Raw genomic sequence first — 23,467 nt, 5'->3', positions numbered from 1 at the left:
TCCTCAAAGCTCGATTCCATCATCGGGGTTCATCGCCACCTGCCGCGCCACCATCCTCATGCGCTGGCGGATAGTGCGGGCCTTGGCCGCGTCAACATCCGGCTCGTCGTCCAGAATGTCGAACTCCTGTTCGGGGGATGGCGGCGGGGTGACGATTTCCTCATGCTCGGGCAATTCCGGCTCGCGGCGGATGCCGGCGTTGGCCGGATCGCCCTCGGTCGCATCTGCGGCGACCGTTGCGGAACGGCTTCCCGCCGCGACCACACGGCCGGACCAGTCATCGGCGGATGGGCTGGGCGCCAGCGGAGCGGCGACCAGATCGGGCGGGGTCAGGATGCGTTCCTGAAACCGCGCGTCCTCGAAATAGCGGGCCTTGGTTGCGCGGATCGGCGGCGTGCCCGCGACCATGACGATTTCGTCGGTTGGCGGAAGCTGCATGATCTCGCCCGGCGTGAGCAGCGGCCGAGCCGTCTCCTGCCGTGAAACCATCAAGTGACCTAACCACGGTGCAAGGCGATGGCCGGCGTAGTTGGTGGAATCGCGCAACTCGGTCGCGGTGCCAAGTGCGTCGCTCACCCGCTTGGCCGTCCGCTCGTCGTTCGTGGCGAAGCTGACGCGGACGTGGCAGTTGTCGAGGATGGCGTTGTTCGGCCCATAGGCGCGCTCGATCTGGTTGAGGCTCTGCGCGATCAGGAAGCCTTTGATTCCATACCCCGCCATGAAGGCGAGCGCCGATTCAAAGAAGTCGAGCCGGCCGAGCGCCGGAAACTCGTCCAGCATCAACAGCAGGCGATGGCGCTTGCCGGAGGTGGTCAGTTCCTCGGTCAACCGCCTGCCGATCTGGTTGAGGATCAGGCGGATAAGCGGCTTGGTGCGGTTTATGTCGGACGGCGGCACGACCAGATAGAGCGTGACGGGCCGGCGGCTGCCGACCAGATCGGCAATGCGCCAGTCGCATCGTGCCGTCACCTGCGCCACCACGGGATCGCGGTAGAGGCCGAGAAATGACATGGCTGTGGAAAGGACGCCGCTGCGCTCGTTCTCGCTCTTGTTCAGCAGCTCGCGGGCCGACGACGCGATGACGGGATGAACGCCAGCCTCGCCGAGATGCGGCGTATCCATCATGGCGCGCAAGGTCGCCTCGACCGGGCGACGCGGATCGGACAGGAAGTTGGCAACGCCCGCCAAGGTCTTGTCCTTCTCCGCATAGAGGATATGCAGGATCGCGCCGACCAGCAGCGAATGACTGGTCTTTTCCCAATGGTTCCTTTTGTCCAAGCTGCCTTCGGGATCGACCAGAATATCCGCGATATTCTGCACGTCGCGGACTTCCCATTCCCCTTGCCGGACCTCCAGCAGCGGGTTGTAGGCCGACGATCTGGCGTTGGTCGGATCGAACAGCAGCACGCGGCCATGCTTCGCGCGGAAGCCCGCTGTCAGCGTCCAGTTCTCGCCTTTTATGTCGTGAACGATGGCGGATGCGGACCATGTCAGCAGCGTCGGCACCACCAGCCCGACGCCTTTGCCGCTACGCGTCGGGGCGAAGCATAGGACATGCTCCGGGCCGTCATGGCGCAGGTAGTCCCGGTTGTATCGGCCGAGCAGGACGCCATCGGGACCGAGCAGGCCGGCGGTGCGGATTTCCCTATCCTCTGCCCATCGCGCCGAACCATAGGTGGCGACGTTGCGCGCCTCCCGTGCCCGGATGATCGACATGAGGATGGCGGCGGCGATGGCGAGGAAACCGCCCGATACGGCGATGATGCCGCCCTCGACGAAGATCGCGGGCGCGTAGGCGTCGAACGAAAACCACCACCAAAAGAAGGCCGGCGGATAATAGACCGGCAGGCCAACCAGCTCGAACCACGGATTGCCAAGCTGGGGCTGGAAGCCGAGACGAAACGCTACCCATTGCGTCGCCGCCCACGTCATCACCAAGACGATGGTGAAGACTACGGCGATCTGACTCCAAAGGATTCGGCCTCCGCGCAATGCAGGCTCCAGTCGGCAAAAGAGACGGAGCCGATCAGAGAGTAGGCAAAATCGGGACAGGCAACAGGAAAGCGGATGCGAGAGGGCTGCCGGATACTATCGGCGGCAAATAGGACGGGTTGCATTCACCGCCATCCGGCCGGGTGATCGCCGCTGCTCAACTGGTCGGGCGAATCGCCGCAATGGATGCCTCGGATAGCCCTCGCGTCATGTCGCCGCTGTCACATAGGTAACTTGCATAATGGAAGTAACGCCATTATGGATGTGCCATGCAACGAACAAGCTTTCTATCATCCGAATGTCCCGCAGCCCGAGCGCTGGAAAGCGTCGGTGACTGGTGGAGCATCCTGATCCTGCGGGACGCCTTCCAAGGGTTGAGCAAATTCGATGAATTCGAGAAGAATCTCGGTATTTCCACGAACATTTTGGCGAGGCGATTGAAACATCTCACAGCCGAAGGGTTGTTTGAAAGGCAACGATACAATGATCATCCGCCTCGATTTGAATACGTCCTTACCGACAAGGGGCGAGATTTCTATCCGGTAGCAATCGCCCTGTTCGCATGGGGAAACCGGAATCTTGCGCCCAATGAAATAGCCATGCGCCTTGGCGACAGGGAAACCGGTAGGGAACGAAACGCCATCATAGTCGATGCGGATACTGGAGAAAAAATCACTCCTGAAAACACGGTTCTTCTAGCAGGCCCAGCGGCGACGGAAGAAACGATGCGCGTCATAAACCGTGTGAAGCGGGTAAACTCAGAAAAAGCGGAATAATCAAATGCGTCGAATTGTTATAACCGGCATGGGTCTGGTGGGCCCTCTTGGTTCCGGGACCGAAACAAGCTGGAAAAGGCTCTTGGAAGGAAAATCAGGAATTAGGAGTTTGCCCGATGAAATCTCCAGCGACCTGCCGGTGAAAATCGGAGGACTCGTTCCCAGCCTGATTGAAGATTCCGAAGCCGGTTTCGATCCCGATGTGATCGTTGACACAAAGGATCAACGAAAAATGGATCGCTTCATTCTGTTCGCACTAGCGGCCGCGATGGAGGCTCTTGAAACGGCGGGATGGCATCCTACGTGCGACTACGAACGTGAGCGCACGGCGACAATTATTGCCTCTGGTATAGGCGGATTTCCTGCAATTGCTTCAGCAGTTCGTATAACGGATACACGGGGAGCACGGAGGCTATCACCCTTTACCGTGCCATCGTTTCTGGCCAATCTCGCGGCAGGACATGTTACCATCAGGCATGGATTTACAGGTCCTATTGGCACGCCTGTAACCGCCTGCGCTGCCAGCGTTCAAGCCATCGGCGACGCCGCGCGGCTGATACGCTCTAACGAGGCCGACATCGCTCTGTGCGGCGGGGCAGAAGCATGCATTGATAAGGTTAGTCTTGGGGCATTTGCTGCCGCGCGAGCACTATCCACCGGCTACAATACTACCCCGGAACTGGCGTCGAGGCCGTTCGACACCGGGCGCGATGGTTTCGTAATGTCTGAAGGGGCGGGTCTGATCGTCATAGAGGAATTAGAACATGCCCTCGCTCGGGGTGCCAAGCCCATAGCGGAATTGGTGGGATACGGCACAAGCGCCGATGCACATCATATGACTGCCGGTCCAGATGACGGCCGAGGCGCGGCCCGTGCGATGGGAATTGCACTCCACAGTGCTGGGTTGAAACCAATCGATATTCAACATTTGAACGCACATTCCACCTCCACCCCCGTAGGAGATCGAGGAGAAATTGCCGCGATACAATCCGTGTTCGGCAATCATGATGTGGTCGTAAGCGCCACGAAATCGGCTACGGGGCACCTACTTGGTGCCGCAGGCGGTATTGAGGCAATCTTCACGGTGCTCGCTTTGCGCGATCAAATTGCTCCCCCAACGAGAAATTTAGAAACCCCCGATCCTGTTGCCGCTGGTATCGACCTCGTTCGCCAATCTGCGCGGCCCATTCTCATGGAACATGCCATTTCCAACGGATTCGGCTTTGGCGGTGTTAATGCAAGTGTCGCTTTCCGGCGATGGCAGTAACAGTCCCGGACTGTGCTTCCGCAAACACTTCGGTTCGCTACGCAACGATGGTCAGATAACGCTTTTGAGAGGAAGGTCGAATAGAGCATTGATCCTATAGCGCCGGTCCTATCTGCCCGCGCAGACCTCGCTGCTGAGCTGGCGGTTGATGACCGGCCGCCACGGGACAAGGGTGCATTTATGGCTCTTTTCAACCACAGCGAACTGGCTGCTGGATAATTGTACGGTGCCGTTGGACTTGTCGCTCACGCCTTCGCTATCCGTGGTAGTATCGAACGGTAGTCCGTGCAGACCTTCCGGCCCATGTCGTTGGCGAGGCTGAGCAGGTTGCGAAGCGCCGCGCTGCGATTGGACGGCGACCAGACAGCCGAGAAGGCGACCGGCTCCGGCTCGTCGGTGAAGGGCAAAAAGACAATGCCGTTTGTCGGCAACAGCGCCGTGGCCGCGCCGACGATGGTGATGCCAAAGCCCTGTCCGACCAAAGACAAAAGGGTGCCACGCCCCACGTCGAAGCGCAGGATCGACGGCGCAGGCCAGCGCTCGGCATGGCGTAGCACGATATGGCTATGAACCTGCGGTCCAGTGCCGCCATGCCGGACAAGGAACGTCTCGCCTGCCAAATCGGGCCATGTGACGGCTGACCGCTTGGCGAGCGGATGCCGTTCCGGTAGCACCGCCAAGAGCGGTTCGGTCCATGTGCGACGGGAATGGCAGTCGGGTGGTTGGGGCGTGCCCGCGACGAACGCCACGTCCAACCTGCCGGCGCGAAGCTGCACCACCGCTTCACGGGCCGGGCCTTCGGCGATCTCGACTTCAACATCGGGGTAATCCTTGCGGTATTGGCCGATCAGCTTTGCGAGGAAGCTATGCGGAATCAGGGCATGGATACCGATACGAAGCCGGCCGCTTTCTCCGGCTGCCGCCATGCCGGCGGTTTTCACCGCATGGTCGAGTTGGTCAATACCTACGGCTATCCGCTCGACGAAATGGCGTCCGGCCTCGGTCAGCCGAACGCCGCGCGCATGACGCTCGAACAAGAGGATGCCGAGGTCTTCTTCCAGTGCCTTCACGCGGGCGCTGACGCTGGACTGTGCAACGCCGAGCGCGTTGGCGGCGTGACGGAAGTTGAGATATTCGGCGACAGCGAGAGTGTGAACTAAGGTCATCATTGGCACTCGCCCCGAAAGGAGATGATTGCTCAACAGATTTAATCCGTCATTTCTCCTAAGTCTACGCATGCCAAATCGCCATGACTAAATCACAATGAAGTTGCGAATGGTCTGCGTAGTATTGGCAGACATATTAAATAGAGGATCGCGCCGACAATCCAAACCCAACCGTTCCATGCCCCGGCGGTGGCAGAATAGAGTGCTGTGAAGCCAAGCGGTCCTGCGATAGAGCTTAGATTGGTGAGGCTCGTTAGCGTTCCTTGCAAAGCCCCTTGCTTGTTACTGCTGACATTGTTTGAGAGCATTGCCTGCAAGGCCGGCATGCCAACACCCCCGGCGGCAAGCAGCAACAGAATCGGGAACACCATCCATCCCTGCGTGGCAAAAGCCAGAAGAACGAAGCCAGTCGCATCCGCAGCCATGCCAAACAGCAGCGTGCGCCGCTCTCCAAGCCGGCTTGAAAGCGGGCCGGTAACAAACGCTTGGAAGATCGCATGTGTTGCCCCAAACGCCGCGAGCGACAAACCAACGGTCGCGGTGTTCCACTGAAAACGGTCCTCGCCATATATGACCCATAGGGCTGCAGGCACTTGGCCGATCAGTTGAATAATGAAGAAAACTGCGAAAAGCGCACCTAGCCCGCGCAATGCATCATCCAGCCGTAACAGAACGAATGGTTTGATGCGAACCGGCTTTCCGGTCCCGCCATGGCTGTGATGAGTCTCCTTGAGGAAAATGCAGGCAAGCAGGAACGCGAACCCGTTGAGAAGGGCGGCGGCGATAAACGGGGCATGAGCAGAGATACCACCGAGCATGCCACCAAGTGCTGGCCCGGCAATCATGCCCGCCCCATAACAGGCCCCCATGTAGCCGAACCAGCGTGCGCGAGAACCTTCCCCCGTCGAATCGGCAATGGTTGAGGCTGCTACAGCTCCGGTTGCGCCCGTGACGCCGGACACGAGTCGGCCGATATAGAGCACCCATAAGACCGGCGCTGATGCCATAATCGTGTAATCGACTGCGGCTCCTGCAAGAGAAGCCAGAAGTACCGGACGCCGACCGTAAGAATCCGAAAGCTGTCCAAGCATGGGCGCGAAGACGACCTGCATCAATGCATAGAGCGACAGCAAGGCACCATAGTGTCCAGCGACCTGCTCTGCTGGCACAAGCTCACGCAGAAGCGTCGGAAGGACGGGCATGATGAGGCCGAGACCCATGGCGTCAAGACCCACGATCAGCAGGGCAATGATGGCAGAGCTGCGCACCTGAAACTCCAGCGCCGCTCAATGGAGCGACTTTATCAACGATAAGGAGATGGACATAGAACTTATCGGTGATAAATTGTCAAGCACTGGCGAAGGAACGTGAATGACCAAACTGGACAAGGGCACCGTGATCGCGGCGGCGCTAGAGCTGTTGAACGAGGTTGGCATGGACAGCCTGACGACGCGGAAGCTCGCTGAACGCCTCAAGGTTCAGCAGCCTGCGCTTTACTGGCATTTCCAGAACAAGCGAGCGCTGCTTGATGCGCTCGCCGAGGCGATGCTGGCGGAACGCCATACCCGCTCGCTACCCGAAGAGAATGAGGACTGGCGGGTGTTCCTGAAAGAGAATGCCCTGAGCTTCAGAACGGCGTTGCTCTCTTATCGCGACGGCGCGCGTATCCATGCCGGCACTCGACCGACAGAACCGAATTTTGGCACCGCCGAGACGCAAATACGCTTTCTCTGCGCGGAGGGCTTTTGTCCGAAGCGCGCCGTTTGGGCGCTCCGGGCGGTCAGTCACTATGTGGTCGGTTCCGTTCTCGAGCAGCAGGCATCTGATGCCGATGAGAGAGTTCCGGACAGGCCAGATGTGTCCGAGCAAGCACCGTCGTCCTTCCTGCACGATCTGTTTCACGAGTTGGAAACAGACGGCATGGATGCTGCGTTCAACTTCGGACTCGACAGCCTCATCGCTGGTTTCGAGCGGCTGCGTTCATCTACAACAGATTAGAGGCTTATGCCCCTTTGCCGCCCCAACTGCCACGACACCGATCCGCTTTGCACGATGCCCATGACCTCACGGCCGAGCTGGCGGTCGATGACCGGCCGCCACGGGACAAGGGAAATGAGCGGTATCTTGCCAGACAGGATACCGCCATTCACGAGGTTTCGAAGATTATTGCGCCGCATCGGAGCGGGCTTGCTTCCAGTCGTCGGCTAGACGACTGGCGACTTCTCGGTGGCAGCATCACGGGATCGAAGGAGCGCCAGCCCCAACGACACCAGCACTGCCATTGCCGTGGCGTAACAAATCACGGGCCACGCTGTATCGCCGTTTAACAGCGTCACCGCCAATGTCCCGACGATACTGACTATCAGGCTTTGGATGCAGAAGTAGAACGCAACCGCTGATCCAGCGATGTCGTCGAACTGCGCAAGTGCGCCGTTGGCGGTAACGGACACCGTGAAGACAATGCCGACCGCGACAACCCACATCGGCAGGATGAAGCTGAAAAATGACGGCGATCCGAAAAGTTGGCCGATCCCCAACAGGATCGCGCCGGAAACGAGCAACGCCATCCCGCGCGCTACGCATCCCGCGATACCCCATTTGGCAACGAAGGACTTTGCGAAGCGGGTTGTCGTGACCATGACCAGCGCGACAGTCGCGAAGGCCAAGCTAAATCCGATCTCGGAATAGCCGGCTTGGCCTATGAGAACACGGGGGGCTGTCGAGAAGAAAACGAAGAATGTGCCCATGCCGGCACTAAATCCGACCGTGTAAACCCAAAAGGCCGGACTCGCGAAGATCGGCAAAACAGATCGTTGCGTTCTGGCCTGATCCAACGGTCGGGTTTCATGCCACCTGAAACTGGCGTTTAAGAGTGCGAGCGAAGCCAGTGCAGCCAGTGTGATGAAGATCGCCTGCCATCCCCAAAACTCGCCGATCAGCGCACCGGCTATAGGGCCGAGCGCAGGCACGAACGCCAGCATCGAACTGAAAAGGCCGTAGATGACGGCACCTTCGGGACGATTGGCATATACGTCGCGCACGGTCGCGAAGGTGGCCACCAGCATGGCCGATGCTCCAACAGCCTGAACCAGACGAAACGCAACAAAGGCTAATGCAGTTGAAGAACAAGCCGCTCCCAGAGACGCAGCAACGAAAGCCGTTGCGCCTACAAGCAGGATCGGCCGTCGCCCGACGCGATCGGAGAGTGGCCCAAAGATCACTTGGCCCACACCGAGCATCACCATGTAGAGGCTCAACGTGAGTTGGATTATGGATGGAGTCGTGTTCAGGACGCCCGGCATCGCCGGAACGACTGGAAGATAAATATCCATCGCCAGCGAGGCGAGGATGTCGAAGGGAGCCATAAGCAGCAAGGCTGCCGGCAGCGTATAGGCCCACGCGGGGCGTGTGGTGGTCATGACGAATCAACCGCTCGATTAAGGATACCGGGCAGCGTCTGCTCGTCAGCAATCAGATGGGATTGGTCTTACAGAGCGCCGCAACAACAATTCTGATGTTGCGGCTTACTTGTCTGCTGACTTGGAATTTCCCATGCTGATGGCTCCACGATTACGAAATTGAATAGCAGCTCTTATCGAATTAGTTGTTGCGTTGCAATGCGGTATCGTTGGCTCCTATAGCCCCAACCCCCGCTGCCGCCCTAACTGCCACGACACCGAACCGCCCTGCATGATACCCGCGACCTCGCGGCCGAGCTGGCGGTCGATGATCGGCCGCCACGGGACAAGGGTGAACTCGTGGCTCTTTTCCACGATGGCGAACTTGCCGCTCGTTAGCTGGACAGTCCCGGTGAACTTGCCGCTGACACTCTCACCATCCTTGGCGGCGCGGAACGGCAGCGCCTTGCCCTCGGCCATCTCCGCACCGGCGCGCGCAACTTCCCGCTCGCGCAGGGTGGCGAGAAGATTGCGCCGGTAGAAGATTCGGCCGTCCCTGTTGCGCGTGGCGTCGCGCTGTTCGATATGATGCTCGCGGCGCTGGTCCATGGCTTCGCGGACCTGTTGCCCGAAGCCGGTCGGCGCAAGGTCGGCCGTTTCGCCATGGACCAATCGCCGGTCCAGCCATGTCGCGCAGTCCGAACGTATCTGCCTTTGCAGATCAACCGGGGAAAGCACGCGAACGCTGGCCTGCCGGTCGCGGCCGGTATCGTAATCAGCCGCGCGGCTGACCAGATCATCTGGGATGCGCCATTGGTCGGCGTCGATGCGCTCGACGATGCCGGCCCGGCGCAGCGCCTCCAGCCGCCGGACATGGGCATCGATATAGCCCTCATAGTCGCCGCCGGGAACGCGGCCCTCGAATTTCGCCTGCTCCAGATGGCGGCTCGGCCGATAGATGCCGTCCTCGGCGATGGCGGTGATGGTGCGGTCGGACGGCCGGGGTGCCACCTCGGCCGGGCCGATCTGGATGACGCTGCCAATGCGGGCGTCCTCCAGCCGCTCGGGCGTGATGCCGGCGATGTGGTGCGTCCTACCGTCGATCCCGTCCACCACGATTGTCAGGTTCTCGCCCAACTCGTCGGACAGGTGCTTGTCCACGACGCGGCCGACGATAGGCGTCTCGGGCGCTCCGTCATGGATTTGGAAGCTCATGGGATCGCGTTCGCCTGCCTGCGGGCCGAGCGCCTTCTGCATGGTGCGGATAATGTCGCCACGCTCGCCTAGCTCGCGCAGGGCCGGTTCCATGTCCTTGCTCAATTCCCAAACGGCGGGCGCGTGCTCGGTCGCCAGCCCCATCTTCTCCAGCTTGGTAAGGCGGCGCAGGCGCAAGGTGCGCTCGAACTGCCGCCTCGGCTCTGCCAGTTCATGGCGCAGGTCGAGGAAACGGGCATCGGCTTCCTCGACCATGGCGCGGTCGATCCGGGTGAAACGGTCTTGGTCGATCTCGGCGGATAGCTTGCGGGCCTGCTCGATCTCGGTCACGGGGCCGAGTTCGAGACTGGCAAGCTCGCTGGCGCGTTCGCGCAGGCCGGCGGAAAGGTAGTCGCCGTTGATGACTAGATCCCCGCCCATATCGTCGCGGCCGTTGACGACGATATGCACATGGGGATGGCCGGTGTTGTAGTGATTGACGGCAACCCAATCGAGTTTGGTGCCAAGGTCAGCTTCCACCTGTTTCATGAAATCGCGGGTGTAGGCCGTGAGGTCCGACAGCTCCGCCCCCTCCTCGGGCGAGACGATGAATCTGAATTGGTGGCGGTCGTCCTTGCCGCGATCAAGGAAGGCGTCGCCATCGGCGCGGTCCTCGGTCGCCGAATAGAGCCGGCCCCGCTCGCCGTCGCGTGAGGTTCCGTCACGCTGGACATAGCGCAGATGTGCACGGGCACGGCCGCCCTTCAATGCGGCCCTGACGCTGCGCTGCTTGACGATGACGCGGCGGCTGCCCGGCTGGCGATGATGCCAGTTGCCCGAGATATTGCGGGCACGCACGAAGCTCGCGCCCCGGCCGCGCTTCACGCCCTTGCCGCTGGCGACCACGGCACGGGACCGGCCCGACGATGACGGGCGGGCGGATGACGGCATGGAAGGGTCGCGGGAGGCTGCCGCCTGATGCTGCCGGGTGATCTTCCTGACCTGCGTGAAAAAGCTCTTGGTCTTGCCAGCCTTCGGCGTGTCGGATCGGATGCGGCCGGGCTTCGGTCGGAAGCGGTTTTCGTCGTCGGCGCTCAAGGGCGCGACTCCAGCCCAAACCGCCGGAAAACCGCCGATCTGCGCCTATGGTGCCGCTTGAAACCCTGCAAAGCCAAGGCTTTGCGCAAAATCGCGGCACGCGGCCCCTCAAAACCATGGTGCCGGAACCGGCCACCTAACCAGTGTGCAGACAACAACAATTTCCAGAAGCGGCCCGACATGGTGCCGTCTTCTTTAATCTTGCCCTCCGCCCTTTCTGTCTTTTCTGCCCCTCCTGCCGGGAATCCTGCCGGGCGCAAACCTGCCCGACCGGATGCCAAAACCAAAACCGCCGAGCGCGGGAACGCCGCCTTCATGGCGTTCCCCCGTCGCTGGCGCTCGCCACGAAAATGCTGCCGTCCTGCGGCTCCGCACGGGCGCGGCCGTCGCCGGATTGCGCCTCGGACAGCGGCGCGGCGGCAGCTCGCGTGTCGTCCGGGCGCATGACGAATAGCGGTGCCTCGCGCCAATCGGGCGGCGGTGCCGGTGGTTGCAACGGCGCATCCGATGGAGCCGCGCCGCCAAGGATCGGGGCGAGCGCGGCGACATAGGCGCGGGTTTCGGCGGGAAGCGGGCGGCCCGTCGCGCGGTGCTCGTCATAGCGGCCGGGGCCGGCGTTATAGGCCGCCAGCATCGCCGCGACATTGCCGTAGCGGTCGAACATCTCGCGCAGATAGGCGGTGCCTGCGAGGATGTTGTCGCGCGGGTCGTAGGGATCACGGCCGAGGCCATGGCGGACGCGCAGGCCCGCCCATGTGTCGGGCATCACCTGCATCAATCCCATCGCCCCGGCTGACGATATGGCGCGCACATCGCCCGCGCTTTCGGCGCGCAGCACGGCGCGAATCCAGTGCTCGGGGATGCCGAAACGCTGCGACGCCTCGGCGATGTGCGCCGCATAGGGATGGGCGGCGGTCGGGCGCTCGACGGGCGCGGATTGCGCGACAGCGACGCCCGATCCGGTGCAGACGGAAAGCGCCCCCGCCAGCAGCAGGACGGCATAATGCCATGCCGGCCTGTCTCCGCTTTGCCGCCAGCCTGCCAGCGTGCTCGCTGCGGTCAAGGGCAAGGCGCAAGCGCCGGCCGATGGCCGCCCCTGACCTTCGCTGCGCGCGCCGGCCGTCTGGTCGCCGAGCGGGACGAAGGGATGAGACGGCTTTTCCGCGAACAAAGGGATGCCGATCTTTGACCGGATGGCGGGCCGGACGCGCGCGGCCGTCATTCCTCATCCTCGATCTTCCGGGCGTGCTTCCAACGCAGGGTCCAGACCGAAGGGTCGTCGTTGGACTGGAACAGTTTGGCGCGGATCGGGAACGGAAAGATCGGTCCCTCCAATCGCATCGACACGAACTCGCCAGCGTTCTCACTGGAGTCTTTCCATGCGGGGCCTGCGTCCGGCCCGTCCTCGCTGTCGAGGCGCAGGCGATAATCGGGCGCGTTTTTCACGTCGCTGGGCTTGGCCGGGACGATGAACAGCTTTTCGTGGAGGCCGAACGAATGAAGCTCTCCCGCATAGCCGGTTTCGGTGCGGGTGAAGGTGCCTATTTCTGCCATGGGAAATCTCCTGCGGTTGGTTCTCGGGGGGTGGTTTCAGTGCGTCGGCGCGCGCCACTCGTAGCGGCCGACGCCTTCCTCATCGGTCCAGAGCGGAACCGCTCGGCCGATGACGGAATCTGCGGGGATGGGTCCGAAATAACGGCCGTCGAGGCTGTCGCGGACTTCCCAATTCATGAGGAAAAGCTGGTCGCCGCCGATGACGCGGCAGCCCTGCCAGACGGGCAGATCGCGGCCGAGGCTGTCGCGCTCCAGCGCCTCGCCCATCTCGATCCCGTCAACCGTGATCGTGCGGCCGGCTCGGCAAACCCGCTGTCCGGGCAGGCCCAAGACGCGCTTCAAGAGCGGGACGCCTCGTGCGATATAGCCGCGCTCGACCATGAAGCTGGCGAGCGGTTCGGGCGGCATGATGGCGACCAACTCGGGCACGTCGAGCGCGTCGGCCGGCTCGACGGTGTAGAAGCCGATGGGCGCGCTGGCCGTGGCGTTCCAGATGAGTTTCACGGGCCAATCGACGGCGCTGGCGGCGGCGATGCCGATGGCGGCGAGCGCCGTCACCGTAAGGGTGCGGCGGCGTGTCATGGCTCGATCCTTCGGCGGTGAAGCCACGCGGCATGTCGCTCGGGCGTGTAGGCGTGCGGCTCCAGATTGGCAGTCAAACGGTTGTGGACGTGCCGCCAGTGATCCGGCGAGGCGTCGGCCGGATCGAGGCCGAGCGCATCCACGGCGTCGATAGCTACAAGCGCACGCTGCACCTTGGGCCAGCCGTCGAGGCGCAACAGGATTTCGCCACCGGGGCGCACGAAGGGCAATGTCTGGAACGGCTCGCCGCGCCCGATGGCGCGCACAATGTCGATGCGCGAAACGACAGTGCCGTGCTCGCCAGATGCCCAACGGACGAAGGCGAAGACGCTGCCCGGCGCGAAGCCGACGACGCTGCGGCGGCGGTCGATGATCTGCTCGTAGCTCTTGCGGCCGAAGCGTATCCAGTGCTCGACCTTGCGTTTCTCGAAGGTCAGCTCGACCAATGTGGTGAAGGGCGCAGGCCCGTCCGGCAGCGGACGGCCGTGCGCGCTGCGGTGGGCGCGACGGGTCATTGTTCGTCTCCGGGGATGTGCTGGGGGCTGCGCGGGCACAGCGCGTCGAGCGCGGCCCTCATGGCTCGCCCCTTCGGGCAGAACCGGCACCACGCTTCGCCTGCGCGCGCGTCAAAGAAAAAGAGTTAGATTCTCTGTTAGATAAGTTAGCGGTCGGATTCCGCGTTTCAGGCCAAAGCGTTAGCTGCGGTTCGTGCGCCTGATCTGCCGATAGTGCTGCGCCTGATGTGCCGATACCCCGTGCGCCTGATCTGCCGATGGCATTAACAGGCTTATCAACAGTGCCTGTTGATGAGCTTTCGGGGCGGATGCGCAGCAGTTCGCGGCCGTCTTCCCGCTCGATCTGGAGCAGGTAGCCGGGAAGTTGCTGGCGGGCCGCGATCCGGCGCAGATCCAGCGCGAAGTCGGACGGCCGGGCGAGGCTGCCGGATTTCTGGTGAAGGTGCGCGACCTCGAAAATCCAGCCGTGGCGCTGGTGCCCGGCGTGCTTTCTGGCGACGCGGTAAAGCCATCGCTCGATGCCGCCAGTCAGCCGGAAATAGGCCGGGTCGATGGTCAGGACCAGCGAGCGGTCGATGACGCTGTTGTAGAACCATTCGGGCAGGACGAACTCCATGCCCTCGACGCGGCCGGCGCGCGTCGTCATTTCCTCCCACTCGTTGATCCATGAGAATTGCCGGCGTCGCCAATGCGGGCCGTTGCGGATGGTGGTGGCGATGACCGTCGATTGCAGCCGCGCCAGCGCGGCTTTCAGAAGCCGGTATTGGTGATTGCCGGTCGGCCGCCCGATGGCGCGCAACAGATGGTAGGGGGTAAAGCGGACAAAGCGCGACGTGGTGAGGCCGTTGTTCTCGGCCGCAACGATCTGCGAGGCCGCCCATATCAGTACATCGGCGTCCCATATGGTCGCCATGCCATGCTCGGGCATCCCGAACACCTGCACCTCTATGTCGGCGGCCTTGTAGAGAATCGGCTTGGTGCGCGGGGTCTTCGCCAGCGAGAAGAACGGCCGTTCCATCAAATCGCGCTGGTCGCGCGGCGGAGCATCGCCCGTTGCAACCACGAAGGGGTCTAGGCGGCTGCGCTCGCTGTCCTCGGTCGGCTGCGCGGGGGCGTGATCGTCCTCGCGCAGCATCTAGCACTCGTCCCGTTCTTCGGGCGTGAGCGGACGCGCGGGAAAGACAGTGCCGGCGGTCTTGTCGCGGGTGGATTTGCGCTCGCCCGCCGCGCTCCAGTCCTCCAGATCGCGGACGGTGTAGAGGACGCGCCCGCCGACCTTGCGATAGGTCGGGCCGGTGCCGTAGGTGCGATGTTTCTCAAGGGTGCGGATGGATATGCCGAGGAAGCGCGCGGCTTCCTTGGTGCGCAACAGGCGCGGCGGCAGGCCCGCAAGCGGGTTGGGCATGGATCACCTCCAGTCGGGAATGGGCTGCCGGGGGGCGGCAGCGGACTGTGGCGAACCATGGCGGGGGATCGGCGGCGCGTAGCGTGCCGCATTTGCGCCTATGCGTTGACGGCACCCCCCTTCGGGGCGCTGCGCGGTCGAGGGATTTCAGCCGCCCGTCGCGGTGTCGCGCCGAAAAGGCAAAGACATTCGCGCGCGGCTCGGCTAAGATTGTGAGTGGAGCAGACGCGCTGCTCTGGGGCGTAGTAACCCCTCACGAATGGCCGGTGCCAGCCAGAACGGCACCAACTCCTTGACCTATGGTCGGGGAGCCTGTGGCGTATACAACAGGCTTTCCGAGCTAAAGGCCATGGGGCCGTTTCGTGACGGTTACTAACTCCCCGATCACCAAGAGTCAGAGAGAATCGTTTGCGGGGGCGCACCGCAGACAAGCTCTCTCAGATACGGGGAATGACTATGCGGGTTCCTGTCGAACTCGATCCCGATGTGGACGACGAAGCGCCGACCGGCGACACCATAACCGTCTATGACGAACGGCATTTCGTGACCTATCTACGCTTGCTGGATGCCAAGGCCGAGGGCGCGGACTGGAAAGAAGTCGCGCGGATCGTGCTTCACCGCGATCCGGCTGCCGAGGAACTTCGGACCTATCGTTGCTGGCAAAGCCATCTCGAACGCGCGCAATGGCTTTCGCATGAGGGCTATAGGAAGATTCTGGAACAGGCGGCAGCTAACAAGGCGTGAGCATCGGCGGTTTTCAGCTTACTTCACCTCGCAGGCTTAGGAATTTTACGATATCTGACCGACAGGAATCGACCTAATCGCTGACGTTTCGAGTGGCTTTGTCGCGTCCTAAAAGCTGATATGCCCCTCAATTGTTGGCCCATTCTGAACAGGTCAACTCATACGTTACCTCGCCGTGCTCCGTGCCGGGTATGGGGTCGGGAAAATCCAAGAAATCCGTCCGCGTGTGTTTCATACCAACCTTCTCCATTACACGGCGCGACCCTTGGTTGACCGCCATTGTATTGGCCACAATCTTGTCATATCCCGCGACCTCGAAGCCCCAACCGATAAGAGCCAAAGCTCCTTCAGTTGCCAGCCCCTGCCCCCAAGCTTCCCGGCGCAGTCGATATCCGATCTCAGCTAACGCCCTCCCTTTCGGCAACAAGCAGAACCAGCCGACGAACTCGTCATCCGCATTGCGTCGCGCTGTCCAGACGTTCGGCTCGGTTCCTCGTGGCATGAGAAATGGCGCGGTCGTCGAATCGATCCTGTCATGATCAACCGCACCATTGTTAAGAAACCGCATCACTTCTGGGTCAAGCTCTAGCTGGATGAAGTTAACACGATCCACCGGGGCGCAAGGACTGAGAATCAAACGCAGCGTCTTTAGTAAGGTCATGGAAAATTCCTCAAAATAAATTTACGGCATGGTCGTGCGAAACCATGGATTGCGCAACGAGTTATTCAGTTGAGCAGCCGCCTTGCCGTTCTTGACACATGAAGCAGTCTGTTAGCTCCACTCCATTCTTGCTGAAATTCTCGTAGGAATTCTAAAGTCCGCAACATTTCCCCGAGGGCTGGCTTTCCGGCTCTTTTCGTATCGCACCTCTTTGTTGCAACTGGCAGTAAGTTTGCGACTTGCAACAAGACGGTGCTCGCTAACGATCAACGCTTGCCGGGCTTGATAGGGTAGTGGAGCAACAGGCGATAGCCGCCGCACATCATCTTTATGCCGTGCGCAACCAGACGGCGAGCCTTGTTCTTGCGCGGGTCGTTCTCGAAATCCTCCTTGGAGCCGCGAAAGCCGAGCAGGACTTCGGCGATGGTGCGATAGCTTTCTCCGCGTAGTCGGGCGTCGAGCGCGCGCAGGGACAGGATATGCCATTGCCGGAGTTGGGCAGGAACGGCCCGGAAGTCGGGACCGGGCGCGCGGCCATTGAGGGACCGCCAAAGACGGCGCGCAGCGTGGGCGCGCAGCTCCAGAAAGGAATCCATCGGCAGGGTGACGGCATAGAAAGCGGCTGCGTCGGGCACCGCCTCGGGCAGCCAGAATTGATGTGCCACGCCATCCACCTGCCAGATACCATGCCAGCCATCGGCAGCGCGGCGCAGGTCGAGGGCGGCGAGATGAGCCAGCGTCAATATTGGTTCGGTGTCACCGTTCTTATGCTCGACCGGCGAGAGCATCACCGCTTGCGGATGAAGGCTAGGACTCCAGATTGGTGGCGGCCGGTCATACGGCGCGTCGGGATCGCACGGGAAATCGCAACCCCCAGCGATCCGCGAACGCTTCAAGGTCGCGGCCGGACGGTCCCCCGGTCAGTGCGATGGTCTGGAACGCCTGACGATAATCGTCATTCCGGCGCAGATATTCCCAAGCGAAACCGGCGGCCGGAATATGCTTCGCGTGTCTGTATGCCGCCGGCAAACGCCAGTCGATGCTAAGCATGGCGTCACCTCCCAAAGCCGGGGCGCGCAAGGCAGCGCCCAGCCCCCAGAGGTTCAAAGATCGCTGGAAATATGGAAGCCGCGCAAAGCAGATACGTTGAGCGGCCAACCCGATCATTCTCGGTTGTCTTCTGATTAACACTATTTTGATGATTCCGCGAGACGCCCGCCCGCAAAAGCGCGGGCAAGGCGCTCCGGCTTTCATTGGCTGGAAAACACATGCACCTCGTCATGTGCGGTTTCGACTGTGAAAAACTCGCCGTTCATTTCAGCGTCACGGGCCATTGCTTTCCAATCAATGTAGTAGCGCAGCGCCTCGGGGATTGTAGTGCCGCTTTCAGCGGTCAAATCCTCCATGAAGTCGGCAAGGCTGGCGAACTGGCCGTGATAGCAGTCCCGCAAGGCGGTTTCGGCTTGGTCCATGTCATCGTCGCACTGATCCAGCAGGCCAGCGCCTAGCGCGCCATACTCGGCGATGAAAGCGCCCATGCGTGCCACGGTTTCGATGCCGGCATATTCGCTGATCGTGATGCCCTCGAAGCCCTCATAATCATGGATGGCATATTCCTCCGCGTGCTCGATGGGGGATCGTGCGAGCATAGCCGCAATCTCGTCCCTGATTTCGTCCGCATCCTGATCCGCGTCGATCCAAGCCCCATGCAGATAGCCGTTATTGTAGGCAGCAAGGCAGGCGACATAGATGCGGGGATTGCTGTCGGAAAGGTTGGTCATGTCTCTGATCCTCGGGTCTGAAGGTCAGCGAAGCGGAACGCCGCGCCTGACCTTCTGGCCGTCGCCGAGACTGGGGTAGCAACGAGCAAGGGCGACCGGGGTGGAGGGATCACCCGGCCTGCACAAGCCCCTTGGGGGCGCGGAAGGTTGGGGATACCACTCCGGACGGTTCCACTTACCTTGCTGGCGCGAGGGCAAGGCCCTTAGCAAACCTGTTGAGGATCACGCGGCGGTAGACGGTCGTTGCCGTCCGTGTTCCTGTTCGCTGTGCAGAGGTCACAAGAATGTGCGGCCAAAGCGCGAGCGTGGTTTTGAGGATTCACTGGAAATATAGAAGCCGCTCAAAGCAGATACATTAAGCGGCTAACCCGTTCGTTTTTGGTGTTTTTGGCTTGGCGACAGCCAGAGATTCTGCGAGGTCTGCCCGTGTGAGCACGGACAGGCAGTCATGTTCTCATCTGCTAGAAAACACATGCACCTCGCCGTGCGCCGTCTCAATGGTGAACAAGTTGCCGCTCATATCTGAGTCCCGCACCATCGCCCCTCAATTGACGTTTGACGTACATCGTCAATATCGCTATAGTTGGAAGATCATGATTCTGAGCTATCGGGATAAAAACACAGAGCGTTTTGCAAGGGGCGAGTTCGTTAAAGCCTTTCAAGGGTTTGAAGAACAGGCCGCGCGGCGGCTGTCCATCCTGAATGCGGCGCTGTCGCTCGATACGCTCCGCGCCCTGCCGGGCAACCGGCTTGAAGCGCTCAAAGGGGATCGTGCAGGACAGTACTCCATTCGCATTAACCAGCAATGGCGCATCTGTTTCGAGTGGCTCCCCGGCCAAATTGGGCCGGGCAATGTTGAAATCGTGGACTATCACTGAGGAAAGGAGATCAGGCCATGTTTATGAGAGCTGTTCATCCCGGCGAAATCCTCAAGGATGAGCTGGACGGACTGGATGTTTCGCCGACCGAGTTCGCGCGGCAGATCGACGTGCCGCCAAACCGGATCAGCCAGATCATCGCTGGTAAGCGCGCTGTGACCGGCGATACCGCACTGCGCTTCGGGCACTGGTTCGGCACCGAACCGCAGTTCTGGCTGAACCTGCAAAGCGCCTACGAAATCCGTGTTGCGGAGGAAAAGGCGGGACAGGCGATCGCGCGGCTGCCGGTTCGTTCAGGTGTGCCCACGATGGCCGAACACCAGCCACGATAGGGACCCAGAATGAATCTGCCATCTGCCGAGCATGTCATTGTTTTGTCTCCTGACGGCCAGCGCCGTCTTGTCGAGGCGCTGCGCTCGCCGTCTGAGCCATCGGTTGCCTTGGTGCGGGCCGCGCGTAGCCATGCGACGCTGGTGAAACAGGAACTACGGAATATCGAAGGACCGGAATCCGGTTCGACTAGCGAATGAAGGAGCAATGGACGTGAAGGGGGCAAGCAGCAGAATTCAGGGCCTTGGCGGCTTTGTGTGGTCAATCGCGGAAATCCTGCGCGGTGATTTCAAGCAATCCGAATATGGCAAGGTCATTCTGCCCTTCGTTGTCATGCGGCGTTTGGACTGTATTCTCGAAGCATCGAAAGATGCCGTCCTCGCCGCTGCCGAAACCCTGCCGGATGGCGTGGACGACGCAACGCGCGACATGATCCTGTTTGGCGCGATTGGCGGCAACGTGAAGGTCTATAATCTTTCGCGTTTCACCTTCGACCGCCTGCGTGGTCAGGACGCGCGCCAACTGCACGACAATCTAGTCGACTACATCACAAAGTTCTCAGGCAATGTCCGCGACATTTTCCTCGACAAGTTCCTGTTCACCGACCAGCTGAAGCGCCTGAAGGATGGCGGCATTCTCTGGAACGTGTTTGAGCGGTTCTGCGAAATCGACCTTCATCCCGATTCCATCAGTAATCTGGAGATGGGTTATTTGTTTGAGGAACTGATCCGCCGCTTCTCGGAAATCTCGAACGAAACCGCCGGTGAACATTTCACGCCGCGAGAGGTCATCCGACTGATCGTTGATCTTCTGATCGCCAATGACGATACCAAACTCACCGGGCGCGGGATAATACGCCAAGTATACGATCCAGCCTGCGGCACGGGCGGCATGTTAGCCCTGACGGAAGGCGCGCTCAAGGACTTCAATTCCTCTATCCGCGTTGAGTTGTTCGGGCAGGAGCTGAACGGCGAATCCTTCGGCATCTGCAAATCCGACATGCTGGTGACGGGGCATGACCCGGAGCAGATCGCCTTCGGCAACACGCTTAGCCACGATGCTCACAAGGACAAGAAATTCCACTACATGCTGTCCAATCCGCCCTACGGGGTGGACTGGAAGAAATATCAAGACAAGATCAAGGCCGAAGCGGACACGATGGGCTTTGACGGTCGTTTCGGGGCGGGCACGCCCCGCATATCGGACGGCCAGCTCCTGTTCCTGCAACATATGATTTCCAAGATGCGCGATGACGAGGCCGGATCGCGCATTGGTATCGTTATGAACGGATCGCCCCTGTTCACCGGCGGTGCGGCTTCCGGCGAAAGCGAAATCCGCCGCTGGATGCTGGAGAAAGACTGGGTTGAGGCAATCGTCGCCCTGCCAACCGATCTGTTCTACAACACCGGTATCCAGACCTATGTCTGGCTCCTGACCAACCGTAAGCCCGTCAACCGGCAGGGCAGAGTCCAGCTGATTGATGCCTCCGGGGAGCGCTTCTGGAAATCCATGCGCAAATCTCTCGGCTCGAAACGGCGGGAAATTCCGGACGAGGCCCGAGCCGATATCGTGCGCATATATGCCGGGTTCCTGAATGGGGAGAGCGGCGAATCCGATGTGGCAAAAATCTTTGATGTCGCCGATTTCGGCTATCGCGAGATTCGCGTCGAGCGGCCCTTGCGCCTGAATTTTCTGGTGAGTCAGGAACGCATTGCCCGGCTCGGATCGGAAAAGCCGTTCGAGAAGCTGGAAGATCAAGAGAAGGAAGAAATTCTCGACGTGCTGATGGCGCTGCCGGATCAAATATTCACCAGCCGCGATGCGTTCGAGAAGGCATTAAGCGAGACGCTGAAGGCCGAAGGCGTGAAGATCGGCACGCCGGTGAGGAAGGCTATCCTCTCTGCCCTATCGGAACGGGACGAGGATGCCGACATCTGCACGGATAAGAACGGCAATCCGGAGCCGGATACAGAACTGCGCAACCATGAGCTGGTGCCGTTGAAAGACGACTGGCGCGACTATGTCGAGCGGGAGGTCAAGCCGTTCGTTCCTGATGCTTGGGTGGATGAAAGCTATTGTGACGCGCGCGACGGCGAAGTCGGCCGCGTGGGATACGAGATCAACTTCAACCGGTACTTCTATCGCTATGTCCCGCCCCGCCCGCTGGAGGAAATCGACGCTGAGTTGAGGATACTTGAGGCTGAGATCGCCGGACTCCTGAAAGAGGTGGCGGCGTGATCACTTTGCAGGAAAGGGTTCATTCCGCGCCGCGCCCCGATGGTTGGAGCTTGAACAAGCTTCACAGAGTCCTCCGTGTGCGAAAGGGCTACAAGAATGTCGGCATGCAGGAAGAAAACCTGCTGTCTCTAAGCTATGGGCGGATTGTACGGAAAGACATCGACACCACCGAAGGACTCCTCCCCGAGAGCTTTGAAACCTATCAGATCGTGGAGCCGGACAATATTGTGATGCGGCTTACCGATCTGCAAAATGATAAGCGCAGCCTCCGCCAAGGCTTAGTCAAAGAGCGCGGCATTATCACGTCCGCCTACGATGCACTAGACATTGCAGAAGGGCACGATCCGCGCTTCTGGGCATACGCTTTGCTGGCACTTGATCTCGCTAAATACTACTACTCTCTCGGTGGCGGGGTTCGCCAATCTATTAAGTTTGCTGACTTTCCGAATGACTGGGTAGCCGCTCCGGATGCCAATGCACAAAAGTTGATTGGGGATTTCCTCGACCGCGAGACAGCGCGCATCGATCAACTGATCGAGAAGAAACAGCGGTTGCTGAGGATCGCCGACGAGCTGAGGGCTAGTCGGATCAATCATGCGATTTGCGGGAACTTGCTTGGCAACCCCGCCACTAGAGATACTGGAAACCTCTGGTTCCCCACAATACCAAATGGTTGGCAGCTCGCGCGCCTTAAGAACGTTGTCAGTCAAATTTCTGACGGTCCTCACATTTCGCCAGAGTATGTTGACGCTGGGGTCCCTTTCATTTCTGCGCGCAATATCAAAGTCGACCGGTGGGCGCTGGACGATGCGAAATATATATCTGATGACCTATTTCTGGAGCTATCCAAAAAATTACGGCCACGGGTGGGCGACGTTCTCTATACCAAAGGCGGAACTACAGGAGTAGCGCGCTATGTGGATTTGAATTTTGATTTTCAAATCTGGGTTCACGTTGCGCTATTAAAAATAAGACGCAAAGTTGCAAATCCAGAATATATCGCAAACGCGCTGAATAGCCGGGGATGTTATGAACAGTCTCAACTTTTCACGCGCGGAGCAACCAACAACGATCTCGGATTGAGCCGTATGGCCAACATTTGGTTGCCATTGCCGCCACTTGATCATCAGAAGTGTATTAATGTTTATCTAGAATCTGAATTTAAGAAGATCGATAGGCTGCGCGCCGACATCGAAATTTCTATTGCCAAGTTGGCTGAATTCCGTGTCGCGCTCATCACAGCCGCTGTTACCGGCCAGATCGACATTGCCACTTGGCAAAGCGGGGACATTACCGGAAGTCGCCTCGACCGGTTGGAGGACGAAATGCCGCCACCTGCCGCCGCTCGGGCAACGGGTTAACCCCATGCTGAGCAGGGTCGCCAAGCTGATGTTGACCAGCACCGCCATTGCGCCGGTGCTGCTGACCTATGCATGGGTCGCGTTCCAGTCTGGTGATTCCTGCGTGGCGCTCGTTCTCGCCGCCGCGTGTGTTGCCCTTGTCTTTGTTTGCTGGCTCCTGTTGCGCTACGCGAAGAACAATCTTGAACGCATGTCGTTCAAGCCGGTCTCAATAGAAGCCGCCGACCGGGAGAACATGGGCTTTCTCCTGCTCTACCTGCTGCCGCTGTTCACGGCGCAGTTTGACGCGCTGAATTGGAATGTCTGGATTCCAGCCATCCTGATATTCGCGGGCGTCGTTGCTACGGGATACAGCTATCATTTCAATCCGCTGCTCGGTTTGATGGGCTGGCATTTTTATAAGGTCGGCACAGCCGAGGGCGTTACATACGTCCTTATCACCAAGAAGCAGCTTCGAAACGCGACGGACACGGTCGAGATCGGCCAATTAACGGAATATATCGTATTGGACTTGGGGGAGGAATAGA

26 protein-coding genes and 3 pseudogenes are annotated in these 23,467 nt (G+C 60.3%); 10 read left to right on the top strand and 19 right to left on the bottom strand.

Translation table 11 applies throughout. The annotated features are described in order from the left end of the window. Positions 1–3: 3 nt before the first annotated feature. Positions 4–1,992, bottom strand: coding sequence for a conjugal transfer protein TraG (locus tag PE061_RS06280; protein ID WP_271258272.1), 1,989 nt, complete (start codon positions 1,990–1,992; stop codon positions 4–6). A 269-nt stretch (positions 1,993–2,261) separates the two neighbouring features. Here PE061_RS06280 and PE061_RS06275 point away from each other — a divergent pair, with 269 nt between their 5' ends. Together PE061_RS06275 and fabF are read left to right on the top strand one after the other, a co-directional pair. After that, entirely contained in the window at positions 2,262–2,768 is a 507-nt protein-coding gene (locus PE061_RS06275) for a winged helix-turn-helix transcriptional regulator (protein ID WP_031623797.1), read from the top strand. 4 nt (positions 2,769–2,772) lie between these two features. Continuing rightward, complete coding sequence (fabF, locus tag PE061_RS06270) at positions 2,773–4,035, top strand: beta-ketoacyl-ACP synthase II (protein ID WP_084639837.1); 1,263 nt, start codon at positions 2,773–2,775, stop codon at positions 4,033–4,035. 123 nt (positions 4,036–4,158) lie between these two features. Here fabF and PE061_RS06265 read toward each other — a convergent pair. The 3 genes and pseudogenes from PE061_RS06265 to tet(G) form a co-directional block, all read right to left on the bottom strand. Continuing rightward, positions 4,159–4,344, bottom strand: a pseudogene (locus PE061_RS06265) (DUF3363 domain-containing protein); the annotation flags it as partial. Continuing rightward, positions 4,281–5,204, bottom strand: coding sequence for a LysR family transcriptional regulator (locus tag PE061_RS06260; protein WP_028657710.1), 924 nt, complete (start codon positions 5,202–5,204; stop codon positions 4,281–4,283). The gene PE061_RS06260 and the pseudogene PE061_RS06265, both read right to left, overlap by 64 nt. A gap of 89 nt (positions 5,205–5,293) precedes the next feature. Continuing rightward, a complete protein-coding gene (gene tet(G) / locus PE061_RS06255; RefSeq protein WP_001257840.1) occupies positions 5,294–6,469 on the bottom strand; it encodes a tetracycline efflux MFS transporter Tet(G) in 1,176 nt (391 codons plus the stop codon). A 103-nt stretch (positions 6,470–6,572) separates the two neighbouring features. On the opposite strand from tet(G), the gene tetR(G) reads away from it, so the two are divergent. Continuing rightward, positions 6,573–7,199 (top strand): tetracycline resistance transcriptional repressor TetR(G), encoded by a 627-nt coding sequence (gene tetR(G) / locus PE061_RS06250; RefSeq protein WP_000163574.1) that lies wholly within the window; start codon positions 6,573–6,575, stop codon positions 7,197–7,199. On the opposite strand, the pseudogene PE061_RS06245 reads toward tetR(G), so the two are convergent. From PE061_RS06245 to PE061_RS06200, 11 genes and pseudogenes are all read right to left on the bottom strand, one after another. After that, positions 7,196–7,312 (bottom strand): annotated as a pseudogene (locus tag PE061_RS06245) (DUF3363 domain-containing protein); the annotation flags it as partial. The gene tetR(G) and the pseudogene PE061_RS06245 sit on opposite strands and share 4 nt — an antisense overlap. A gap of 93 nt (positions 7,313–7,405) precedes the next feature. Next, positions 7,406–8,620 carry a chloramphenicol/florfenicol efflux MFS transporter FloR2 gene (locus PE061_RS06240; protein WP_000214125.1) on the bottom strand — a complete coding sequence of 405 codons (1,215 nt, stop codon included), beginning with the start codon at positions 8,618–8,620 and terminating at the stop codon, positions 7,406–7,408. A 216-nt stretch (positions 8,621–8,836) separates the two neighbouring features. Continuing rightward, complete coding sequence (locus PE061_RS06235; RefSeq protein ID WP_271259137.1) at positions 8,837–10,069, bottom strand: DUF3363 domain-containing protein; 1,233 nt, start codon at positions 10,067–10,069, stop codon at positions 8,837–8,839. Between the two features lie 174 nt (positions 10,070–10,243). Continuing rightward, a pseudogene (locus tag PE061_RS21730) lies at positions 10,244–10,744 on the bottom strand (relaxase/mobilization nuclease domain-containing protein); the annotation flags it as partial. A 143-nt stretch (positions 10,745–10,887) separates the two neighbouring features. Continuing rightward, positions 10,888–11,208 (bottom strand): hypothetical protein, encoded by a 321-nt coding sequence (locus tag PE061_RS06230; RefSeq protein ID WP_183795786.1) that lies wholly within the window; start codon positions 11,206–11,208, stop codon positions 10,888–10,890. After that, on the bottom strand, positions 11,205–11,936 hold the full coding sequence (locus PE061_RS06225; RefSeq protein ID WP_420794391.1) for a lytic transglycosylase domain-containing protein: 732 nt from the start codon (positions 11,934–11,936) through the stop codon (positions 11,205–11,207). Before PE061_RS06225 ends, PE061_RS06230 begins: the two co-directional genes overlap by 4 nt. A gap of 173 nt (positions 11,937–12,109) precedes the next feature. Beyond that, a complete protein-coding gene (locus tag PE061_RS06220) occupies positions 12,110–12,445 on the bottom strand; it encodes a DUF736 domain-containing protein (RefSeq protein WP_145396306.1) in 336 nt (111 codons plus the stop codon). A gap of 36 nt (positions 12,446–12,481) precedes the next feature. Beyond that, positions 12,482–13,027 (bottom strand): S26 family signal peptidase, encoded by a 546-nt coding sequence (locus tag PE061_RS06215; protein ID WP_271258271.1) that lies wholly within the window; start codon positions 13,025–13,027, stop codon positions 12,482–12,484. Then, positions 13,024–13,542, bottom strand: coding sequence for a DUF2840 domain-containing protein (locus PE061_RS06210; RefSeq protein WP_021696263.1), 519 nt, complete (start codon positions 13,540–13,542; stop codon positions 13,024–13,026). Before PE061_RS06210 ends, PE061_RS06215 begins: the two co-directional genes overlap by 4 nt. A gap of 58 nt (positions 13,543–13,600) precedes the next feature. Beyond that, positions 13,601–14,677, bottom strand: a complete 1,077-nt coding sequence (locus PE061_RS06205) for a replication initiator protein A (protein ID WP_183795791.1) — start codon at positions 14,675–14,677, stop codon at positions 13,601–13,603. Further along, entirely contained in the window at positions 14,678–14,947 is a 270-nt protein-coding gene (locus PE061_RS06200) for a helix-turn-helix transcriptional regulator (RefSeq protein WP_036284017.1), read from the bottom strand. It lies immediately after the preceding gene. Between the two features lie 456 nt (positions 14,948–15,403). Here PE061_RS06200 and PE061_RS06195 point away from each other — a divergent pair, with 456 nt between their 5' ends. After that, on the top strand, positions 15,404–15,691 hold the full coding sequence (locus PE061_RS06195; protein WP_183795818.1) for a DNA -binding domain-containing protein: 288 nt from the start codon (positions 15,404–15,406) through the stop codon (positions 15,689–15,691). A 127-nt stretch (positions 15,692–15,818) separates the two neighbouring features. On the opposite strand, the gene PE061_RS06190 is transcribed toward PE061_RS06195, so the two are convergent. The 4 genes from PE061_RS06190 to PE061_RS06175 all read right to left on the bottom strand — a co-directional run bounded on the left by PE061_RS06190 (position 15,819) and on the right by PE061_RS06175 (position 18,133). Then, positions 15,819–16,352, bottom strand: coding sequence for a GNAT family N-acetyltransferase (locus PE061_RS06190; RefSeq protein WP_247996909.1), 534 nt, complete (start codon positions 16,350–16,352; stop codon positions 15,819–15,821). Between the two features lie 266 nt (positions 16,353–16,618). Next, positions 16,619–17,140: a DUF2285 domain-containing protein gene (locus tag PE061_RS06185; RefSeq protein ID WP_183795795.1), complete on the bottom strand. Its 522-nt coding sequence runs from the start codon at positions 17,138–17,140 to the stop codon at positions 16,619–16,621. Positions 17,141–17,186: 46 nt separating this feature from the next. Continuing rightward, positions 17,187–17,402: a transcriptional regulator domain-containing protein gene (locus PE061_RS06180; RefSeq protein ID WP_183795797.1), complete on the bottom strand. Its 216-nt coding sequence runs from the start codon at positions 17,400–17,402 to the stop codon at positions 17,187–17,189. Positions 17,403–17,602: 200 nt separating this feature from the next. Then, positions 17,603–18,133, bottom strand: coding sequence for an antirestriction protein ArdA (locus PE061_RS06175; RefSeq protein WP_183795799.1), 531 nt, complete (start codon positions 18,131–18,133; stop codon positions 17,603–17,605). Positions 18,134–18,630: 497 nt separating this feature from the next. Between PE061_RS06175 and PE061_RS06170 the strand changes: the two genes are divergently transcribed. The 6 genes from PE061_RS06170 (at position 18,631) to PE061_RS06145 (ending at position 23,466) form a co-directional block, all read left to right on the top strand. Then, positions 18,631–19,011, top strand: coding sequence for a type II toxin-antitoxin system RelE/ParE family toxin (locus PE061_RS06170; RefSeq protein WP_271258270.1), 381 nt, complete (start codon positions 18,631–18,633; stop codon positions 19,009–19,011). Between the two features lie 17 nt (positions 19,012–19,028). Further along, the gene (locus tag PE061_RS06165; RefSeq protein ID WP_183795803.1) at positions 19,029–19,343 is read left to right on the top strand and encodes a HigA family addiction module antitoxin; all 315 of its coding nucleotides are present in this window, start codon (positions 19,029–19,031) and stop codon (positions 19,341–19,343) included. 9 nt (positions 19,344–19,352) lie between these two features. Continuing rightward, on the top strand, positions 19,353–19,541 hold the full coding sequence (locus PE061_RS06160) for a hypothetical protein (RefSeq protein ID WP_183795805.1): 189 nt from the start codon (positions 19,353–19,355) through the stop codon (positions 19,539–19,541). 7 nt (positions 19,542–19,548) lie between these two features. Next, the gene (locus PE061_RS06155; protein ID WP_183795807.1) at positions 19,549–21,579 is read left to right on the top strand and encodes a type I restriction-modification system subunit M; all 2,031 of its coding nucleotides are present in this window, start codon (positions 19,549–19,551) and stop codon (positions 21,577–21,579) included. Positions 21,580–21,683: 104 nt separating this feature from the next. Beyond that, entirely contained in the window at positions 21,684–22,940 is a 1,257-nt protein-coding gene (locus PE061_RS06150; protein ID WP_183795809.1) for a restriction endonuclease subunit S, read from the top strand. 4 nt (positions 22,941–22,944) lie between these two features. Further along, positions 22,945–23,466, top strand: a complete 522-nt coding sequence (locus PE061_RS06145) for a hypothetical protein (RefSeq protein ID WP_183795811.1) — start codon at positions 22,945–22,947, stop codon at positions 23,464–23,466. The last annotated feature ends 1 nt before the right edge of the window (position 23,467 follow it).

This window comes from Sphingosinicella microcystinivorans (assembly GCF_027941835.1).
Taxonomy (GTDB): domain Bacteria; phylum Pseudomonadota; class Alphaproteobacteria; order Sphingomonadales; family Sphingomonadaceae; genus Sphingosinicella.
The sequence above is the reverse complement of the archived record's forward strand: the minus strand, read 5'-3'. Positions and strand labels throughout refer to the sequence as shown.

Coding starts and splice junctions, on each gene's coding strand:
- PE061_RS06275 (WP_031623797.1), top strand. CDS start 2,262: ATGCAACGAACAAGCTTTCTATCATCCGAATGTCCCGCAGCCCGAGCG.
- fabF (WP_084639837.1), top strand. CDS start 2,773: ATGCGTCGAATTGTTATAACCGGCATGGGTCTGGTGGGCCCTCTTGGT.
- PE061_RS06260 (WP_028657710.1), bottom strand. CDS start 5,204: ATGATGACCTTAGTTCACACTCTCGCTGTCGCCGAATATCTCAACTTC.
- PE061_RS06240 (WP_000214125.1), bottom strand. CDS start 8,620: ATGACCACCACACGCCCCGCGTGGGCCTATACGCTGCCGGCAGCCTTG.
- PE061_RS06235 (WP_271259137.1), bottom strand. CDS start 10,069: ATGGTCGAGGAAGCCGATGCCCGTTTCCTCGACCTGCGCCATGAACTG.
- PE061_RS06230 (WP_183795786.1), bottom strand. CDS start 11,208: ATGAAGGCGGCGTTCCCGCGCTCGGCGGTTTTGGTTTTGGCATCCGGT.
- PE061_RS06220 (WP_145396306.1), bottom strand. CDS start 12,445: ATGGCAGAAATAGGCACCTTCACCCGCACCGAAACCGGCTATGCGGGA.
- PE061_RS06215 (WP_271258271.1), bottom strand. CDS start 13,027: ATGACACGCCGCCGCACCCTTACGGTGACGGCGCTCGCCGCCATCGGC.
- PE061_RS06210 (WP_021696263.1), bottom strand. CDS start 13,542: ATGACCCGTCGCGCCCACCGCAGCGCGCACGGCCGTCCGCTGCCGGAC.
- PE061_RS06205 (WP_183795791.1), bottom strand. CDS start 14,677: ATGCTGCGCGAGGACGATCACGCCCCCGCGCAGCCGACCGAGGACAGC.
- PE061_RS06200 (WP_036284017.1), bottom strand. CDS start 14,947: ATGCCCAACCCGCTTGCGGGCCTGCCGCCGCGCCTGTTGCGCACCAAG.
- PE061_RS06195 (WP_183795818.1), top strand. CDS start 15,404: ATGCGGGTTCCTGTCGAACTCGATCCCGATGTGGACGACGAAGCGCCG.
- PE061_RS06190 (WP_247996909.1), bottom strand. CDS start 16,352: ATGACCTTACTAAAGACGCTGCGTTTGATTCTCAGTCCTTGCGCCCCG.
- PE061_RS06185 (WP_183795795.1), bottom strand. CDS start 17,140: ATGCTCTCGCCGGTCGAGCATAAGAACGGTGACACCGAACCAATATTG.
- PE061_RS06180 (WP_183795797.1), bottom strand. CDS start 17,402: ATGCTTAGCATCGACTGGCGTTTGCCGGCGGCATACAGACACGCGAAG.
- PE061_RS06175 (WP_183795799.1), bottom strand. CDS start 18,133: ATGACCAACCTTTCCGACAGCAATCCCCGCATCTATGTCGCCTGCCTT.
- PE061_RS06170 (WP_271258270.1), top strand. CDS start 18,631: ATGGTGAACAAGTTGCCGCTCATATCTGAGTCCCGCACCATCGCCCCT.
- PE061_RS06165 (WP_183795803.1), top strand. CDS start 19,029: ATGTTTATGAGAGCTGTTCATCCCGGCGAAATCCTCAAGGATGAGCTG.
- PE061_RS06160 (WP_183795805.1), top strand. CDS start 19,353: ATGAATCTGCCATCTGCCGAGCATGTCATTGTTTTGTCTCCTGACGGC.
- PE061_RS06155 (WP_183795807.1), top strand. CDS start 19,549: ATGGACGTGAAGGGGGCAAGCAGCAGAATTCAGGGCCTTGGCGGCTTT.
- PE061_RS06150 (WP_183795809.1), top strand. CDS start 21,684: ATGCAGGAAGAAAACCTGCTGTCTCTAAGCTATGGGCGGATTGTACGG.
- PE061_RS06145 (WP_183795811.1), top strand. CDS start 22,945: ATGCTGAGCAGGGTCGCCAAGCTGATGTTGACCAGCACCGCCATTGCG.